The sequence below is a fragment of the Nocardia sp. GCM10030253 genome, from assembly GCF_042675075.1.
In the GTDB taxonomy this organism is placed as follows: Bacteria; Actinomycetota; Actinomycetes; order Mycobacteriales; family Mycobacteriaceae; genus Nocardia.
Genome location: NZ_JBHTDL010000009.1, coordinates 370,042 through 385,466 on the forward strand (window position 1 = coordinate 370,042; position 15,425 = coordinate 385,466).

Below are 15,425 nucleotides of genomic sequence, written 5' to 3' on the forward strand. Positions count from 1 at the left end.
GTGGTCACCACGCGTCAGCCGACCAGGCCAGGCCACATCGAAACGAATGCTGATACGGATGATTCGACCGGCTTGCACATGGCTATTTTCCCCTCGAAGGTGTCGACAGGTGGCGTCTTCGGAATGTTGGTGATCTCGGCACCGGACCGGCATGAGTTGTCGATTTCCTCCCGAAACAGACAAAAGGCCGGGCGGATCCCGGCGTGGAAGCCGAGATCCGCCCGTAGGTGACAGGCTGAATCAGGCGATCTTGAGCGCACTACCGCGGTCGGCGTCGGTGATGGGCGCGTCGGAACCGGTCATGTAGTGCACCAGCGTCGAGCGGTCGTCGAGCACGAGCCAGCCGAGCGAATCGGCGAGCTCGCGGCGCAGCGCCTTGGTGGTCACCCCGAGCGCGGCACCGGGGACGGGCGTCCCTGGTGCGGCCGGGACGGCGACGGCGCCGGTCTTGGCGATGGCCCAGTTGGTGACGGTGGCCTCGACCGCGGGGGTGACGGCAACCGCGATCCGGACACCGGGGCCCGCGCCGCGGGCGAGCAGCAGCCGGGCCAGACGGTTCGACCAGAGGTCGAGCTCACGGTAGGTGAGTTCGCAGTCGGCGGCGGACACGGCGACAGCGGTCGGATCGTTCTCGGCATGGGCGGACAGTCCGCTCGGCCGCAGCTGGACAACAGTTTCAGCAGGCGATTCGATCAATGTGCTCATGTTCGTCTCTCTTTCGAAAGTCTTGGTCCACGGCGTCTTTGGTATGTCTATAAATCTCGTCGCCAGAGCCTCATTTCGACAGGAACCCCAGTACTGGCCTCCACCCTCCGAGGGTGGCCGTTTCCCACACCTTGGTGTGACGTCCACGAGTGGACCTGCTCCTACGGGCCGTGTAGTAGACAGGTACCGTGGTAGCCGTGTCCGCTCCACCTCGCCGCTCGGCACACAATCGCCCAGCCCTCATCGCGCTGGTGATCGTTGCTGCCCTTGGCTGCCTGGCACTGGGCTGGTGGCAGTGGCAGCGGTTCGAGTCCTCCAGCGGCACCGGCCAGAACCTCGGCTATGCGCTGCAGTGGCCGCTGTTCGCCGGTTTCGCGGTGTTCGCCTATTTCCGCTTCGTGCGCCTCGAACGCGAATCCGAGGCCGGCGACAACCAGGCGCAGGCCGCGGCGAAGCCGAGGCGCGCCTCGAAACCCGTTGCGCCACGGGAGATTCCGGAAGGTCTGTTGCCGGAACGACCGAAGGCCGTCCGAGCCGAGGATCCGGTGCTCGCCGAGTACAACAAGTACCTCGCGCAGCTGCACGCCAATGACATCGACCAGCAAGTCCGCGAGGCGGGCCAAGGCGCCCGCGATACCGAGAGGAGCGCCGGTTGACCACCAGCGAGAACTCGACCGAGCCCACCATGACCGAGACCGTGGCGACAGGCACTGCCGTCACGGTCGACACGAGCAAAATCGCGGGCGCGCTGCAGCGCTACCGGGTGCTCGCGTGGGTGACCGGCCTCTGGCTGCTGCTGCTGACCGGTGAAATCATCGCCAAGTACGGCTTCGACGTCCACACCCCGAGCTGGATCGCCGTCGTGCACGGCTGGGTGTATTTCGCCTACCTGCTGGTTACCGCAGACCTCGCGGTCAAGGTCCGCTGGCCGGTGCTGCGCACCGTTGGCACCCTGATCGCGGGCACCATCCCGCTGCTGTCCTTCTTCGTCGAGCACGTCAACGCCAAGAAGGTCAAGGCGGACTTCAACCTCTGACCCGCCGGGACCGACCCGCTGGAGAAATCAGTCCGCGAGCGCGGCGAGCGCCGGAAGCAACTTGGCCAATGCGCGCCCACGATGCGAGACCGCGTTCTTCGCCACGGGCGTGAGCTGCGCGGCGGTGACGCTGCCGCCGTCCGGAACGAACAACGGGTCGTACCCGAAACCGCCGTCGCCCACGGGCTTGCGCCCGATCGAGCCGGGCCATTCACCGCGAACCACGGTCTCGCCACCGCCGGGAACCACCAGGGCGCAGGCGGAAACGAACTGCGCACCGCGCCGCTCGTCCGGCACATCGCCGAGTTGGGCGAGCAGTAGCGCGTTGTTCGCCGTATCGTCGCCGTGGCCGCCGGACCAGCGCGCCGACAGCACGCCGGGCATTCCGTTCAACGCGTCCACCGAGATGCCGGAATCATCTGCGACACAAGCCAACCCCGTAGCGGCGGCACCATCGCGCGCCTTCGCGAGCGCGTTCTCCTCGAACGTCGCCCCGGTCTCGGGGGCCTCGTCGTAAGCCGGCACATCGTCGAGCCCGACGATCTCGATACCCGCGACACCGGCGTCATCGAGGATGCGCCGCAACTCGTTCAGTTTCTTCGCATTACGGCTGGCAACCAGAACGCGCCGCGTCATTTACTTCTTCTTCGACTCGGTCGGCTCCGGCAGCACGCCGGGGTATGGCAGCGCCAGCGCCTCTTTCTGCACGGCGAACAGCCGCTCGCAACCGGCGAGCGCCGAGTCGAGCATCTTGTCCAGGGTGGTGCGCGGGAAGGTAGCGCCCTCGCCGGTGCCCTGGATTTCCACCAGGGTCCCGGTGTCGGTGGCGACCACGTTCATGTCGACCTCGGCGCGCGAATCCTCTTCGTAGGGCAGGTCCAGGCGCACCCGGCCGTCCACGACGCCGACGCTCACTGCGGCGATCGCACACGAGATCGGCTGCGGGTCGGCGAGCCTGCCCGCGGCGGCCAGATAGGTGACCGCGTCCGACAGCGCGACGTACGCGCCGGTGATGGCGGCGGTCCTGGTGCCGCCGTCGGCCTGCAGCACGTCACAGTCGAGGGCGATGGTGTTCTCGCCGATGGCCGCCAGGTCGATGCAGGCACGCAGCGACCGGCCGATCAGCCTGCTGATCTCCTGGGTGCGGCCGCCGACCTTGCCCTTGACCGATTCCCGTCCGCTGCGGGTGTGCGTGGCCGCAGGCAACATCGCGTACTCGGCGGTCAGCCAGCCGAGGCCGGAGTCGCGCCGCCACGGCGGCACGCCGTCGGTGACGCTCGCGGTGCACATCACGCGGGTCTGACCGAACTCCACCAGCACCGAACCGGCTGGATGCGCGGTGAATCCACGGGTGATCCTTACCTCGCGGAGTTGATCGTCCGCCCTGCCATCGGCTCGTCTCGACACGGGCACAGCCTACTGTGTTTGATTTGCAGCGCCTGCGGCGCTGCGTGTTCACGGCCCCAAGGCTCGCGTCCGAGCGGCCGAGACTCGCTCCGCAGTGGTTGAGCCGGAGGGGAATCCGGGCGTCGGACGCACGGTCAGATGTCGAAGGTTTCCCCAGGTGCGACCGCATGCACCGGGCCGGAGAACTGCGCCTTCGCCTCGGCGATGACATCCTCGCGTGAGGTCCACGGCGGGATGTGGGTGAGCAGCAATTCCTTCACTCCGGCCTTGGCCGCGATCATGCCCGCCTCGGTACCCGAAAGATGAATCCCGGGAGGCCGATTCGCCGGGTCGTGGGTCCACGAGGCCTCGGCCATCAGAACGTCGGCGTCCTGAGCCAGCTCACCGACCGCATCACACATCGCGGTGTCACCGGTGTAGACGAAGGTCCGCCCCGCCGCGGTGACGACGCGCAGCCCGTAGGACTCCGGCGGGTGGTACATCCGCCGCGCCGTCACCGTGTGACCGGGCCCGAACTCGATCGCCTCGCCGTCGGCCCACGCTCGATGATCGATCACATCCGACCAGTCGTCGCATTCGCCGCCGATCTCCGCGGAGGCATTGCCGATGCGCAGTGCGCTGTCGGAAGGGCCCCGCACGATCGCCTTCCCCACCGGAGGCGTCGGATGGTAGCGCCGCCACACCAGCAATCCCGGCAGATCGAGGCAATGATCCGCGTGCAGGTGGGTCAGGAAGATGTCGACCTCACCGGGATCGGCGTAGCGCTGCAACGCGCCGAGCACGCCGGGTCCGAAATCGATCACCACCGGCGTCATATCCGGCCCGGTCAGCAGGTATCCCGACGCAGGGGAGTCCGGGCCGGACACACTGCCCGAGCACCCGAGGACGGTAAGGCGCATTCCCCCATGCTGCCACGACGAATTCTCGCTCATGACAGCGGCTCGCTGACGGAAAGGATCCCCCACATTTCTCGACGGGCCGCACGATCACCGTGGCGACGCACTGACTCCGGCTCGATCCCCGCGACGGTGTCGACGTTCATCACCAGAGAGTACCCAGCCGGCAAGCACTCCACCCATCGCCCCGAAAAGATGTCCCTGCCAAGAGATTCCAGGTTGTCCGGGCAATACTCCCCACAGCAGCGACCCGTACAGGGCCAAAACGACGAGTCCGACCACGATTTGCGTGATGTTGCGGGCGAACCAGCCGCGTGAGATCAGAAAGGTCAGCCAGCCGAAAACCAGCGCGGACGCACCGAGGTGGACCGATCCGGTGGCTCCGGTGAGCCAGGTCCCGACACCGGCGACGACCCAGATGATCGCCGTCGCGGCCAGTCCACGCCCGATCCCCGCCAGCAGTGTCATGAAGCCGAGCACCAGCACCGGCAGGGTGTTACCGATCAGATGGTCCCAGCCCCCGTGCAGGACGGGCGCCCAGAGGATGCCCCACAGCCCGTCGGCGGTGCGCGGCTCGATGCCCGCCCGGTCGAGCTGGTTGTCGTTGAAGGTATCGACGCCCTCGATGCCATACAGCATCGCGACGAACCCGGCGATCAGAATCCCGGCGCGCAACCAGAGCTGTTTGATGACGCCGAGGTTGTCGGACTTCGCGGGCGGGCTCGACGGAGGCAGCGGCGTAATCGGTGGCGTACCCACCGGATTTCCCAGCTGCGCCCGTAGCGCGGCAATCCGATCCGGGTCGAACGACGACCCGATTCCCGCACCGCCGGTCATCGCAACCTCCTCGTCGAGCGGGGTGCCGCAGTCGCGAAAGTCTGATCGCAAGCCGGTACCCCGCCAACTTCGAGGGTACCGGTGCACATCGTGACCGGGCGGCGTGTCAGGCCCAGAGCTGGCCGTCGAGGCGCTCCTCCGCTTCTTCGAGGGTGCCGTCGTAGGCGCCGGTCGACAGGTATTTCCAGCCGCCGTCGGCGACCACGAACGCGATGTCCGCCCGCCGACCCGCTTGTAGCGCCTTCCGCGCGACCCCGAGCGCGGCGTGCAGAATCGCGCCGGTCGAGATGCCCGCGAAAATGCCCTCCTCCAGCACCAATTCGCGAGTGCGCTTGACCGCGTCGAACGGACCGACCGAGAACCGCGTGGTCAGCACAGACTCGTCGTACAGCTCCGGGATGAAACCCTCGTCGATATTGCGCAGCCCGTAGACGAGTTCGCCATAGCGCGGCTCGGCGGCGACGATCTCGATGCCGGGCACCTTCTCCCGCAGGAAACGGCCGGTCCCCATCAGGGTTCCCGTGGTACCGAGCCCGGCCACGAAATGCGTGATCTCCGGCAGATCGGCGAGGATCTCCGGGCCGGTCGTCTCGTAATGCGCCAGCGCGTTTGCAGGATTGCCGTACTGGTAGAGCATCACCCAGTCCGGGTTCTCGGCCGCGATCTGTTTGGCCTTGGCCACCGCTTGATTCGAGCCGCCGGCGGCCGGGGAATCGATGATCTGCGCACCGAACATGGTCAGCAGCTGACGCCGCTCCACCGAGGTGTTCTCCGGCATCACGCAGATCAGCCGGTAGCCCTTGAGCTTGGCCGCCATCGCCAGCGAGATTCCGGTATTGCCGCTGGTCGGCTCCAGAATCGTGCAGCCTGGCGTCAGCAGGCCATCGGCCTCGGCCTGCTCGATCATCCGCAGGGCAGGACGGTCCTTGATGGACCCGGTCGGATTGCGGTCCTCCAGCTTGGCCCACAGCCGCACCGGGTTCTCGCCGTCCCATTGCGGGGACAGGTTGCGCAGCCCGACCAGCGGGGTGTTGCCCAGCGTCGCGATCAGCGATTCATAGCGCGCCACGGGGTCGCTCAGCCTCCAGCGACGGCAGGAAGGATGGTCACCGAAGCATCCGCGGGCACCTCGGCCGCCAGACCTCCGGAGAAGCGCACATCCTCGTCGTCGACGTAGATGTTGACGTAGCGGTTCAGCTTGCCGTCCTTGAGCAACCGCTCGGCGAGGCCGGGGTGGTTGGCCTCCAGATCGTCGATCAGCGCGGACAGCGTGGCGCCCTCGGCTGCTACCCGCTTCTCACCGCCGGTCAAACCACGCATGATCGTCGGGATGGATACGGTTACCGACATGGGGACTCCTCGATTTCGACAACTATGGGGCGGGTCTAGGCGGGGGTGTACGCATCGACGACCTGCACGGGCTCCTCGGTGACCTCGCCGTCGAGAATCCGGTAGCTGCGCACCTCGTTCTGCTCGGGATCGCGGGTGGAGATCAGCACGTAGTGCGCGTTCGGCTCGGACGCGTAGGACACATCGGTACGGCTCGGGTAGGCCTGAGTCGCGGTATGCGAGTGGTAGATCACCACCGGCTCCTCGTCGGCCTTGTCCATCTCGCGCCATACCTTCAGGTGCTCACCGGAGTCGAACCGGTAGAAGGTGGGCGAGCGCTCGGCATTGACCATGGCGACGAACCGCTCCGGGCGATCGGAGCCTTCCGGCCCCGCGATGACGCCGCAGGCCTCGTCCGGGTGGTCGGCGCGGGCATGCGCCACCATCGCCTCCACAAGGTCGGCCCTGATCACCAGCACGAGTCAAACCCTTCCGCAAATTCGGCGTAACTGTTGCCGACATATCGCACTCGACAACGAGCCAGAATATTCGGCTATTCCCCGGCTGCTGCGAACAGGTCGGCGTAGGCGGGAATGCCCGCGACGGATCGGGCAGCCAGGACCGCGTCCACGATCGCGCGTTCCACACAGACCGCCGCGGCGGTGCACACCTCGTCGAGCACCAGCAGGTCCTGCGGAAACGCGGGCACCAGCGGGACATTCGTCGGCTGCGCGGTTCCGGTGGCCAATGCGAACAGGGTGTCGCCGTCCAATGGGGAATGGGCCGGGCGGATCGCGCGGGCCAGGCCGTCGTGCGCGGTGGTCGCCATCCGGCGGCATCCTGCCGGGTCCAGCGGCGCGTCGGTGGCGACAACGCCGATGGTCGTGTTGAGGACGGTGCCTTTGACCGCGAGCGCGTTCGCTCGTGCCAACTGCTCGGGGTCGGCGGGACGCAGGCCGAAGTACTCGGGGCCATCGGTCCCGACTCCCCACGGCAGTCCGGTGCGTGGATCGAATACCGAGCCGACGGGATTGGCCACGATCAGCGCGGCGACCGTCACTCCGGCGGCGGCGCCGTCGCCGAGCACCACGCTCGCGGTGCCGACGCCGCCTTTGATCGAACCGGCGCGCGCACCGACACCGGCGCCGACCGTGCCGCGCTCGAACTCGACCGCCGCGGCTGCCGCGGCCAGGTACCCGAACTCGGCGGTGGGCCGAATGTCCCACTCCCCCACCGGAAGATCGAAGATCACCGCGCCGGGGACGATAGGCACCACCCGGCTCGCGTCCGTCGGATCCATCGGGATGCCTTCGCCGTGCTCCTCCAGCCAGCGCATCACACCGTCGGCGGCCGCGAGTCCGTAGGCGCTGCCGCCGGTGAGCAAGATCGAATTCACTTGGCGCACAGTGTTTGCCGGATCGAGCAGATCGGTCTCCCGAGTGCCTGGCCCGCCACCGCGCACATCGACGGCGGCGATCGCACCACCCGGTGCGCGGACCACCGTGCAACCGGTCGCCGCACCGGAGCCGAGTGTCGCATCCGGATCGAGCCGGTGATGGTGACCGACCAGCAGCCCGGGTATATCGGTGATCGAATTACGTTGCCCGGCTCGGCCGTTCATAACACCGTCTCCTGACTGTCGATCACGGGTTGGTCTCCGTCGCTACGCGGAAGGCCGGAATTCGGTGGTTCCGGCCGTACCCCGCCGGAGGGGTCAGGGAGCGAGCGCCTGCAGCAGCGAATCCTGCATCCAGGTCAGCCAGTGGTACACGTCGAGATGCGGACCGCGGGGGTCGTCGGCGTCCAGATGATCGGGTGTCTCGGCGTCGATCCCGAGTACCGTGCCCAGCGCCAGTCGCACATCGGTGAGCGCGGTCAACCAGGCGTCCGCCTGTTCCGGCGTCAGCAGGATCCGGCCGCCGTCTTCGGGCAACGTATCCAGCAGCACCGAACCGGCGGCCAGTTTGGCGTCGATGATCTCCGGCTCGTGCAGGCCGCGCAGCGCGCTGTTGAGATCCGCGCGATCGGCGTCGGGCGAACCCGGCTCGCTGCGGTGGAAGTCCGGCAGCAGCCGGTGCAGCCGCGGATCGTCGGGCGGGCTGGTGTTGCCGGTACGCAGCCCGGTCAGTGCGGCGAGATCGTCTTCAGGGGCCGAGTTGGCCCGTTCGGTCAGTAACCCGGAGACCGAGCCGACCAGGGAACGCAGCACGCTGGCCTCACGCGCGTCCATTTCGGAGCGCAATTTGAGGCCGCTCAGTGAGTTCTTTCGGCTCCATTTTCGCACTGGTGTCAGGGTAGTCGTACCGGTCAGTCGTCCCGTTGCATGGTCGCCCAGAGGCCTGCCGCGTGCAGCCGCCTGACATCCTGTTCCATTTTGTCCCGCGACCCCGATGACACCACGGCCTTACCCTCGTTGTGCACCTTGAGCATCAGTTCGGTCGCCTTCGCCTTCGTGTAGCCGAACAGCTTCTGGAAGATGTAGGCAACGTAGTGCATCAGGTTGACGGGGTCGTCCCAGACCACAGTGACCCACGGACGGTCCTCGGCCTCCAGGATTTCGGTGACCTCGACCGCCTCTGGAGTCGCCTGTGCCGCCGACAGTGCCGCGTTCGCTTCGCACAAGCCCATAACACTCAGGGTACGACTCGACTCCGGAATCACAACACCCGTCCACCATCATTTCGTCATTCTGGGGAACATCCCGACAGCACCGGCCTATCATGCCCGCCGCCGCTGTCTAGAGTGGCTTCGTGGACATCCGCGACGGTGTCGGCAGCACCGCGCTGCTGACCGACCAGTACGAACTGACCATGCTTGCCGCTGCTCTCGCCGACGGCTCCGCGCACCGCCGCTGCACCTTCGAGGTGTTCGCCAGGCGGTTGCCGCACGGCAGGCGCTACGGGGTCGTCGCGGGCACGGGCAGGCTGCTGGAGGCGCTGACGCGCTTCCGATTCGGCGAACCGGAACTCGCGATCGTCGCGGGCTTCTCGGACGCCGCTACCATCGAGTGGCTGCGCGACTACACGTTCACCGGCGACATCGACGGCTATGCCGAGGGCGAGCTGTACTTCCCAGGCTCACCGATTCTCTCGGTGCGCGGCAGCTTCGCCGAATGCGTCCTGCTGGAGACACTCGCGCTATCGATCCTCAACCACGACAGCGCGATCGCCTCGGCCGCCGCCCGCATGGTGAGCGCCGCCGGCGGACGCCGGATGATCGAAATGGGCTCGCGGCGCGCCCACGAGCTGGCCGCACCGTCCAGCTCCCGCGCGGCGTATCTGGCGGGCTTCGACACCACCTCGAATCTCGAGGCGGTGCGCAGCTTCGGTGTGCCTGGCGCCGGCACCAGCGCGCATGCGTTCACTCTGCTGCACAGCGCCGCCGACGGCGCGCACGAGGCGGCCGCGTTCCGCAGCCAGATCGAAGCGCTCGGGGTCGGGACGACGCTGCTGGTGGACACCTTCGACATCACCGCGGGTGTCGCGACGGCCATCGAGGTAGCCGGTCCCGAGTTGGGCGGCGTCCGTATCGACTCCGGCGATCTCGGTGTCTTGGCCAGGCAGGTGCGCGACCAACTCGACGGCCTCGGCGCCACCAACACCCGGATCGTGGTGTCCGGTGATCTCGACGAGTACGCCATCGCCGCGCTGCGTGCCGAGCCGGTCGACGTCTACGGCGTCGGTACCTCGCTGGTCACCGGGTCCGGTGCACCCACGGCGGGCATGGTCTACAAGCTCGTCGAGGTGGACGGCCTGCCGGTGGCAAAGCGCAGCAGCCACAAGGAGTCGCGCGGCGGCACCAAGAAGGCGGTTCGACTGGCCCGACGCACCGGCACGATCGTGGAGGAGATCGTCTACCCGGCCGCGGGCACCGTGCCGGCGGCGAACGGATTCGAGGTCAGGGAACTGCTTGTTCCGCTGGTGCGCGGCGGCAAGATGGTCGATGGGCTGCCGACACTCGCCGACAGCCGCAAACTGGTATCGCGCGGGCTGGTCAGTCTGCCGTGGGAAGGCCTGAAGCTTTCCGACGGCGACCCGGCGATCCCGACGACGTTCGCGGGCTGATCAGCGGCGTACGTCGAGACCTCGACTGCGACGTTTGGCCACCCACTCGACGGCTGATACCGCGATCAGCACGACGAGAAATCCTTTGACCAGGAGCTTTACCCAGTCGCCCACGTCGTCAGGCCGGTCGCCGACCAGAAACGCGGCGGCCAGGTAGGCCAGGTAGCCGATGACCATGGCGATCGAAACTCTGACGGTGCTGCTCATGTGATCCTCCAAGTGCCGTAGCCCGCCCGTTCGATCAGGCGGCACAATGTAATCCGCACGAGGTAGCGCCGGCGTTTACATCCGTGGAAAGGGAGGTCGACATGTCCCGAGCGTTGATCATCGTCGACGTACAGAACGACTTCTGTGAGGGCGGATCGCTCGCGGTCACCGGAGGCGCCGCGGTCGCCGAGCGAATCACCGACCACCTCGCGGGCGCGAAGTACGACGCCGTCGTCGCCACCCGCGATTACCACGTCGATCCTGGCGCCCATTTCTCCGCGAACCCGGATTATGTCGACACCTGGCCACCGCACTGCCGGGTCGGCACCACGGGCGCCGAGTTCCATCCGAACCTGAATACCGCACCGATCCAGGAGACCTTCTCCAAAGGCGAGTACTCCGCCGCCTATTCGGGTTTCGAAGGCGCCGCTCCCGACGGCAGCACCCTCGCCGATTGGCTGCGCGCCCACGACATCCACGAGGTCGACGTCGTCGGCATCGCCACCGATCACTGTGTCCGCGCCACCGCCCTCGACGCCGAATTCGCGGGCTTCGACACCCGCGTCCTGCTCGACCTGACCGCGGGCGTCGCCCCCGACACCACCGCCGCCGCCCTCGACCGCATGCGCGCGGCGGGTGTCGAACTCGAGGGCACCGTCGGCCGGTAACCCCGCTCGACACCGGGTAGACGACCTGCCGAACGACACGCCGAGTTCGCAGCGGCGGGGCGTGCGGCGGACTCCGGCGGCCGGTGATCTCTGTCGGTCCCAACCAGTAGGCTGCTCGCGTGCCCGAACTGCCGCCCACCTCCGACCTTTTGACCACTGCCGTGCAGGCGCTCGGTGGGAAAGAGCGGGTCGGGCAGGTGACGATGGCGGCGGCGGTAGACCACGCGATCGATACCAAGGAACATCTCGCCGTGCAGGCGGGGACCGGGACCGGAAAGTCGCTGGCGTACCTGGTGCCGAGCCTGCGGCATGCGGTGCGAACCGGGCGGACGGTGGTGGTGTCGACCGCGACGATCGCGTTGCAGCGGCAGCTGGTCGACCGAGACCTGCCGCGGCTGTCCGAGGCGCTGAGCAAGCCGCTCGGTCGAACGGCGAAGTTCGCGATCCTCAAGGGGCGCAACAACTATCTGTGCCTGAACAAGATCAATAGTGTGATCCCGGACGAGCCCGCCGAGGCGGAGCTGTTCGACGCGTTCGCGATCTCCCGGCTCGGCAGGGAGGTACAGCGGCTCAACGAGTGGGCCTCCGATACCGAGACCGGCGATCGCGACGAGCTCGCGCCCGGCGTGACCGACCGTGCCTGGCGGCAGGTCAGCGTGTCGTCGCGGGAATGCCTCGGCAAGTCGCGTTGCCCGTTCGGCCAGGACTGCTTCGCCGAGCGGGCACGGGCGGAGTCGGCGCAGGCCGACGTGGTGGTGACCAACCACGCCCTGCTCGCCATCGACGCGATCAGCGGCATCCAGGTGCTGCCCGAACACGATGTGGTCGTCATCGACGAAGCGCACGAGCTGGTCGACCGGGTGACCGGTGTGGCCACCGCGGAGCTGGCGCCCTCGGCCATCAGCGCCGCCGCGCGCCGCTGTGCCAAGCTCGTCGACGAGCAGGAAGTGGACCGGCTCGAAGGCGCGTCGGAGGCCTGGCACAACGTCCTCGACGAGCTGCCCGCCGCCCGCTGGGACGCGCTGCCCGACGGTGTTGCCCCGGTGCTCGCCCTCGTCCGCGACGCGGCATGGAACGTCCGTACCGCACTGGCGCCACAGGGTGGTACGTCCGCGCAGGGCGATCCGGAGAGCGCCGCCGCCCGTACCCAGGCGCTCGCCGCGATCGACGAGGTGCACGACAGCGCGGTGCGCGCGCTGACGGCGTTCGACGAACCCGATCCGGCGACCAGGAGAGATGTCATCTGGCTGGCTGCCGACGAAATGCGGGGGGTCGTCCGGCGCACGCTGCGGATGGCGCCGCTTTCGGTGGGCGGTCTGCTGCGCAGCAGGCTTTTCGGCACCGCGACGGTCGTATTGACCTCGGCGACGCTGCAGATCGGCGGTTCGTTCGACGGCCTGGCTATTACCTGGGGGCTGCCTGCGCAGTCGGGCAGCCGGACCGATTCAGCAACCGCCAACGGTGCGGTCGCGCCGTCGGATGTGGAAACGGTGCGTTGGAGTTCGCTCGATGTCGGCTCGCCTTTCGACCACGCCAAGTCCGGCATCCTCTATGTCGCCAAGCATCTGCCCGCTCCGGGCCGCGACGGCCTCGCGCCCGCCTATCTCGACGAGATCGAGCGGCTGATCCGCGCCGCGGGCGGGCGCACGCTCGGTCTGTTCTCCTCGATGCGCGCCGCCAAGTCAGCCACCGAGGCGTTGCGTGACCGGCTCGACACCCCGGTGCTGTGCCAGGGCGACGATTCGACGGGCGCGCTGGTGCGCAAGTTCGCCGACGATCCGGAGACCTCACTGTTCGGCACGCTGTCACTGTGGCAGGGCGTCGACGTGCCCGGCCCGTCGCTGAGCCTGGTCATCCTGGACCGGATTCCATTCCCACGGCCCGACGATCCGCTGCTGACGGCGCGGCAGCGCGCGGTGGAGTCGCGTGGCGGCAACGGCTTCATGACCGTCGCGGCCAACCATGCGGCGCTGCTGCTCGCACAGGGCACCGGCAGACTGCTGCGCAGCGTCGACGACCGCGGCGTCGTCGCGATCCTCGATTCCCGCCTGGCCACCGCGCGCTATGGCGGCTATCTGCGCGCATCGCTGCCGCCGTATTGGGAAACCTCCGATCCGAACGTGGTGACGAAGGCGCTCGAGCGGCTCACCGCCACCGCACTGTGATACCACTCACAATGCGGGTAATTATTTCCAGGCAGAAGTAAATTGGGCCTTGATACTCCGCTGGAACCCCAATTCCCACACCGGATGTATCGGCGGTCCCCGCGCCAAGCCCTGCACGCGGCGCGGGGACACCACTTTTCCCGTAAGTGAAGCCAAATCCTCTGTCGCACGCAGTCTGCGCGTGAGACGGTTTCCAGATGACGCACCGGCCCGATCTCGACACCCTCGGCGAATTCCTCATCAGCGCAAGATCATTGGCCGAATATCGAGCAATCTTCGCACTCACCGACGCCGACTTGCAGGGACGCATTCTCGACTGTCCAGGCGGTGCAGCAAGTTTCGCCGCCGAAGCCCACGAACTCGGCGCTCAGGTCACCGCGGCCGACCCCATCTACGCTCGGCCCATCGACCAACTCGGCGCCTTGGCCCTCTCCGAATCCGATCGCGGACACCTTTGGAACGCAGCACATCTCGACCGCTATAGCTGGGACTGGTACGGCGATCCGCAGCAGCACCGAAAGATCCGCATGACCGCGGCCGCCTGCTTCGGCGCCGACCTGATCGCACACCCCGACCGGTACGTCGCCGCGCAGCTACCATCACTCCCCTTCCCTGACAACAGCTTCGACCTTGTACTGAGCTCCCATTTGCTGTTCAGCTACGCCGACCGCCTCGACGCCGATTTCCATCTGGCCGCTCTGTTGGAGTTATCCCGGGTTGCCATCGACGAAACCCGTCTGTACCCCCTCGTCGACTATCGGGGCGTACGCCAGGACAACCTGGTCGAGCACCTGCGAAAAGAACTGCACGACAAGGGAATCCCAACATCCCTGCGCAAAACCAGCTACATGTTCCACCGATACGCGACGAACGTGCTCGTGCTGCACTCAGAACCGAGCCCCACTCCGAAGTAAGTCCCGCGGTGGTTGTCCACGATGCCGACGGACCGAGCGGTCGTCGAGACCACGCCTCCGCCCGCGCCGCGAACTCTCGGCATCAGCCCCGCACGGCGACCGCGTCCACCTCGAACAACATCCCGGGCAGCGCCAGCGAGGCAACCCCGGCCAGCGTCTGGACCGGCGGCTTCGCTCCCCAGATTTCCGCGATCTTCTTCCCGAGCACCGCGAGCTTGTCCCGGTCGTGGTCGACAATGAATGTGCGCAGCTGCGCCACCTCGGGATAATCCAAACCCACGGAGCGCAGCGCGATTCCGAGATTGGCGAAGGCGCGGTCGACCTGACCCGCGAAGTCCTCGCTGGTGGTGTGCCCATCGGCGTCGGAATCATATTGCCCGGCAATGAGAACCAGCTCGCCGACCACCCGTGCCACGTGGCTGTAGCCGAAGCCGGTGGGATCGTGCAGTTCGGCGGGGTTGCTGATCTCGATCGTCATCGTCGTCTCCTTCATCGTCACCTGTATGTGCCGCAACAACTACAACGACGATGCGAATAGCCCGAGTGTGACATGACGACGATCACAGACGACGGTGGCGCGGCGACCTACTCGGTCACCACGCCACCTCGACGAATTCAGTTGTGCGTTTTCAGTCGTGCGTCGAGATCAGAGCACCCACTTGAAAATCAAGGTGACCACCGCCGCGAGCACCGCGAGCAGCACGGCGCCCGCGCCCCAGACGAAGCCCTGCCGCTGCCATGGGCGGCCGTTGTCCAGCGAGAACTTGCCGGGGCCGGTGAAGGCGATGGCCGCGCCGGCGATGGCGAACAGCAGAGCCGTTTCGTAGCCCTTGCCGGTCAGCAGCCCGCCATCCCACGTGGCGTTGACAGCGTTGATCATGGTGCCGAGCACGATGGCGGCCGCCAGCGGAGTCAGCAGGCCGAGCAGCAGCAACAGGCCGCCCGTGAGTTCACTGAGCCCGGCGAGGGTGCCGAACAGCTTGCCCGGGTTGTAGCCCATGGAGTCGAAGGACGCGGCGGTTTTGCTCCAGCCGTATCCGTCGAACCAGCCGAACAGCTTCTGGGTGCCGTGCGCGGCGAGCAGTCCACCGAAGACAACCCGCAGCAGCAGCAGGCCGATATCGGCGGAGACAGGATCGAGATCGGTCGTAGTGCGTTCGAGCGTGCTCTTGGTGTTCATGCTGGTCCTCATCCCTG

General features: G+C 67.2%; 20 protein-coding genes. 6 read left to right on the forward strand and 14 right to left on the reverse strand.

Annotation, left to right across the window (positions count from 1 at the left end; translation table 11 throughout):
• Positions 1 to 240: 240 nt before the first annotated feature.
• A complete protein-coding gene (locus ACFQZZ_RS22365; RefSeq protein WP_378683976.1) occupies positions 241 to 705 on the reverse strand; it encodes an AMP-binding protein in 465 nt (154 codons plus the stop codon).
• Between the two features lie 197 nt (positions 706 to 902).
• Here ACFQZZ_RS22365 and ACFQZZ_RS22370 point away from each other — a divergent pair, with 197 nt between their 5' ends.
• Both ACFQZZ_RS22370 and ACFQZZ_RS22375 read left to right on the forward strand, forming a co-directional pair.
• Positions 903 to 1,361 (forward strand): transcriptional regulator, encoded by a 459-nt coding sequence (locus ACFQZZ_RS22370; protein WP_378683977.1) that lies wholly within the window; start codon positions 903 to 905, stop codon positions 1,359 to 1,361.
• A gap of 29 nt (positions 1,362 to 1,390) precedes the next feature.
• The gene (locus ACFQZZ_RS22375; RefSeq protein ID WP_378684119.1) at positions 1,391 to 1,741 is read left to right on the forward strand and encodes a DUF3817 domain-containing protein; all 351 of its coding nucleotides are present in this window, start codon (positions 1,391 to 1,393) and stop codon (positions 1,739 to 1,741) included.
• Between the two features lie 27 nt (positions 1,742 to 1,768).
• On the opposite strand, the gene rdgB is transcribed toward ACFQZZ_RS22375, so the two are convergent.
• The 10 genes from rdgB to clpS all read right to left on the reverse strand — a co-directional run bounded on the left by rdgB (position 1,769) and on the right by clpS (position 8,838).
• A complete protein-coding gene (gene rdgB, locus ACFQZZ_RS22380) occupies positions 1,769 to 2,377 on the reverse strand; it encodes an RdgB/HAM1 family non-canonical purine NTP pyrophosphatase (protein ID WP_378683979.1) in 609 nt (202 codons plus the stop codon).
• Complete coding sequence (rph, locus tag ACFQZZ_RS22385; protein ID WP_378683982.1) at positions 2,378 to 3,148, reverse strand: ribonuclease PH; 771 nt, start codon at positions 3,146 to 3,148, stop codon at positions 2,378 to 2,380.
• A 134-nt stretch (positions 3,149 to 3,282) separates the two neighbouring features.
• Positions 3,283 to 4,047, reverse strand: a complete 765-nt coding sequence (locus ACFQZZ_RS22390; RefSeq protein WP_378683984.1) for a cyclic nucleotide-degrading phosphodiesterase — start codon at positions 4,045 to 4,047, stop codon at positions 3,283 to 3,285.
• Between the two features lie 87 nt (positions 4,048 to 4,134).
• On the reverse strand, positions 4,135 to 4,881 hold the full coding sequence (locus ACFQZZ_RS22395) for a rhomboid family intramembrane serine protease (protein WP_378683986.1): 747 nt from the start codon (positions 4,879 to 4,881) through the stop codon (positions 4,135 to 4,137).
• Between the two features lie 106 nt (positions 4,882 to 4,987).
• Positions 4,988 to 5,950: a PLP-dependent cysteine synthase family protein gene (locus ACFQZZ_RS22400; RefSeq protein WP_378683989.1), complete on the reverse strand. Its 963-nt coding sequence runs from the start codon at positions 5,948 to 5,950 to the stop codon at positions 4,988 to 4,990.
• Between the two features lie 8 nt (positions 5,951 to 5,958).
• The gene (locus ACFQZZ_RS22405) at positions 5,959 to 6,231 is read right to left on the reverse strand and encodes a MoaD/ThiS family protein (protein WP_378683991.1); all 273 of its coding nucleotides are present in this window, start codon (positions 6,229 to 6,231) and stop codon (positions 5,959 to 5,961) included.
• A gap of 35 nt (positions 6,232 to 6,266) precedes the next feature.
• Positions 6,267 to 6,689 (reverse strand): Mov34/MPN/PAD-1 family protein, encoded by a 423-nt coding sequence (locus tag ACFQZZ_RS22410; protein ID WP_378683994.1) that lies wholly within the window; start codon positions 6,687 to 6,689, stop codon positions 6,267 to 6,269.
• A 74-nt stretch (positions 6,690 to 6,763) separates the two neighbouring features.
• Positions 6,764 to 7,831: a P1 family peptidase gene (locus tag ACFQZZ_RS22415; RefSeq protein WP_378683996.1), complete on the reverse strand. Its 1,068-nt coding sequence runs from the start codon at positions 7,829 to 7,831 to the stop codon at positions 6,764 to 6,766.
• A 93-nt stretch (positions 7,832 to 7,924) separates the two neighbouring features.
• Positions 7,925 to 8,494, reverse strand: coding sequence for a DUF2017 domain-containing protein (locus ACFQZZ_RS22420; protein WP_378683999.1), 570 nt, complete (start codon positions 8,492 to 8,494; stop codon positions 7,925 to 7,927).
• 23 nt (positions 8,495 to 8,517) lie between these two features.
• Positions 8,518 to 8,838, reverse strand: coding sequence for an ATP-dependent Clp protease adapter ClpS (gene clpS / locus ACFQZZ_RS22425; RefSeq protein WP_378684002.1), 321 nt, complete (start codon positions 8,836 to 8,838; stop codon positions 8,518 to 8,520).
• A 122-nt stretch (positions 8,839 to 8,960) separates the two neighbouring features.
• On the opposite strand from clpS, the gene ACFQZZ_RS22430 reads away from it, so the two are divergent.
• Positions 8,961 to 10,274, forward strand: coding sequence for a nicotinate phosphoribosyltransferase (locus ACFQZZ_RS22430; protein WP_378684005.1), 1,314 nt, complete (start codon positions 8,961 to 8,963; stop codon positions 10,272 to 10,274).
• On the opposite strand, the gene ACFQZZ_RS22435 is transcribed toward ACFQZZ_RS22430, so the two are convergent.
• Positions 10,275 to 10,481, reverse strand: coding sequence for a hypothetical protein (locus tag ACFQZZ_RS22435; protein WP_378684007.1), 207 nt, complete (start codon positions 10,479 to 10,481; stop codon positions 10,275 to 10,277). It lies immediately after the preceding gene.
• Positions 10,482 to 10,582: 101 nt separating this feature from the next.
• Between ACFQZZ_RS22435 and ACFQZZ_RS22440 the strand changes: the two genes are divergently transcribed.
• From ACFQZZ_RS22440 to ACFQZZ_RS22450, 3 genes are all read left to right on the forward strand, one after another.
• Positions 10,583 to 11,149, forward strand: coding sequence for a nicotinamidase (locus ACFQZZ_RS22440; RefSeq protein ID WP_378684009.1), 567 nt, complete (start codon positions 10,583 to 10,585; stop codon positions 11,147 to 11,149).
• Between the two features lie 119 nt (positions 11,150 to 11,268).
• A complete protein-coding gene (locus tag ACFQZZ_RS22445) occupies positions 11,269 to 13,314 on the forward strand; it encodes an ATP-dependent DNA helicase (protein ID WP_378684012.1) in 2,046 nt (681 codons plus the stop codon).
• Positions 13,315 to 13,511: 197 nt separating this feature from the next.
• Positions 13,512 to 14,228, forward strand: a complete 717-nt coding sequence (locus ACFQZZ_RS22450) for a methyltransferase domain-containing protein (protein ID WP_378684015.1) — start codon at positions 13,512 to 13,514, stop codon at positions 14,226 to 14,228.
• An 82-nt stretch (positions 14,229 to 14,310) separates the two neighbouring features.
• On the opposite strand, the gene ACFQZZ_RS22455 is transcribed toward ACFQZZ_RS22450, so the two are convergent.
• The gene (locus tag ACFQZZ_RS22455) at positions 14,311 to 14,706 is read right to left on the reverse strand and encodes a RidA family protein (RefSeq protein ID WP_378684018.1); all 396 of its coding nucleotides are present in this window, start codon (positions 14,704 to 14,706) and stop codon (positions 14,311 to 14,313) included.
• A gap of 168 nt (positions 14,707 to 14,874) precedes the next feature.
• Positions 14,875 to 15,408: a DoxX family protein gene (locus tag ACFQZZ_RS22460; RefSeq protein ID WP_378684021.1), complete on the reverse strand. Its 534-nt coding sequence runs from the start codon at positions 15,406 to 15,408 to the stop codon at positions 14,875 to 14,877.
• Positions 15,409 to 15,425: the final 17 nt, after the last annotated feature.

Excerpts from the sequence above, each read along its gene's own strand:
- ACFQZZ_RS22390 (WP_378683984.1), bottom strand. The coding sequence starts at position 4,047 with ATGCGCCTTACCGTCCTCGGGTGCTCGGGCAGTGTGTCCGGCCCGGAC.
- ACFQZZ_RS22450 (WP_378684015.1), top strand. The coding sequence starts at position 13,512 with ATGACGCACCGGCCCGATCTCGACACCCTCGGCGAATTCCTCATCAGC.
- ACFQZZ_RS22460 (WP_378684021.1), bottom strand. The coding sequence starts at position 15,408 with ATGAACACCAAGAGCACGCTCGAACGCACTACGACCGATCTCGATCCT.
- ACFQZZ_RS22440 (WP_378684009.1), top strand. The coding sequence starts at position 10,583 with ATGTCCCGAGCGTTGATCATCGTCGACGTACAGAACGACTTCTGTGAG.
- ACFQZZ_RS22405 (WP_378683991.1), bottom strand. The coding sequence starts at position 6,231 with ATGTCGGTAACCGTATCCATCCCGACGATCATGCGTGGTTTGACCGGC.
- ACFQZZ_RS22375 (WP_378684119.1), top strand. The coding sequence starts at position 1,391 with ATGACCGAGACCGTGGCGACAGGCACTGCCGTCACGGTCGACACGAGC.
- ACFQZZ_RS22455 (WP_378684018.1), bottom strand. The coding sequence starts at position 14,706 with ATGACGATCGAGATCAGCAACCCCGCCGAACTGCACGATCCCACCGGC.
- ACFQZZ_RS22365 (WP_378683976.1), bottom strand. The coding sequence starts at position 705 with ATGAGCACATTGATCGAATCGCCTGCTGAAACTGTTGTCCAGCTGCGG.
- ACFQZZ_RS22435 (WP_378684007.1), bottom strand. The coding sequence starts at position 10,481 with ATGAGCAGCACCGTCAGAGTTTCGATCGCCATGGTCATCGGCTACCTG.
- clpS (WP_378684002.1), bottom strand. The coding sequence starts at position 8,838 with ATGGGCTTGTGCGAAGCGAACGCGGCACTGTCGGCGGCACAGGCGACT.
- rdgB (WP_378683979.1), bottom strand. The coding sequence starts at position 2,377 with ATGACGCGGCGCGTTCTGGTTGCCAGCCGTAATGCGAAGAAACTGAAC.
- ACFQZZ_RS22415 (WP_378683996.1), bottom strand. The coding sequence starts at position 7,831 with ATGAACGGCCGAGCCGGGCAACGTAATTCGATCACCGATATACCCGGG.
- ACFQZZ_RS22395 (WP_378683986.1), bottom strand. The coding sequence starts at position 4,881 with ATGACCGGCGGTGCGGGAATCGGGTCGTCGTTCGACCCGGATCGGATT.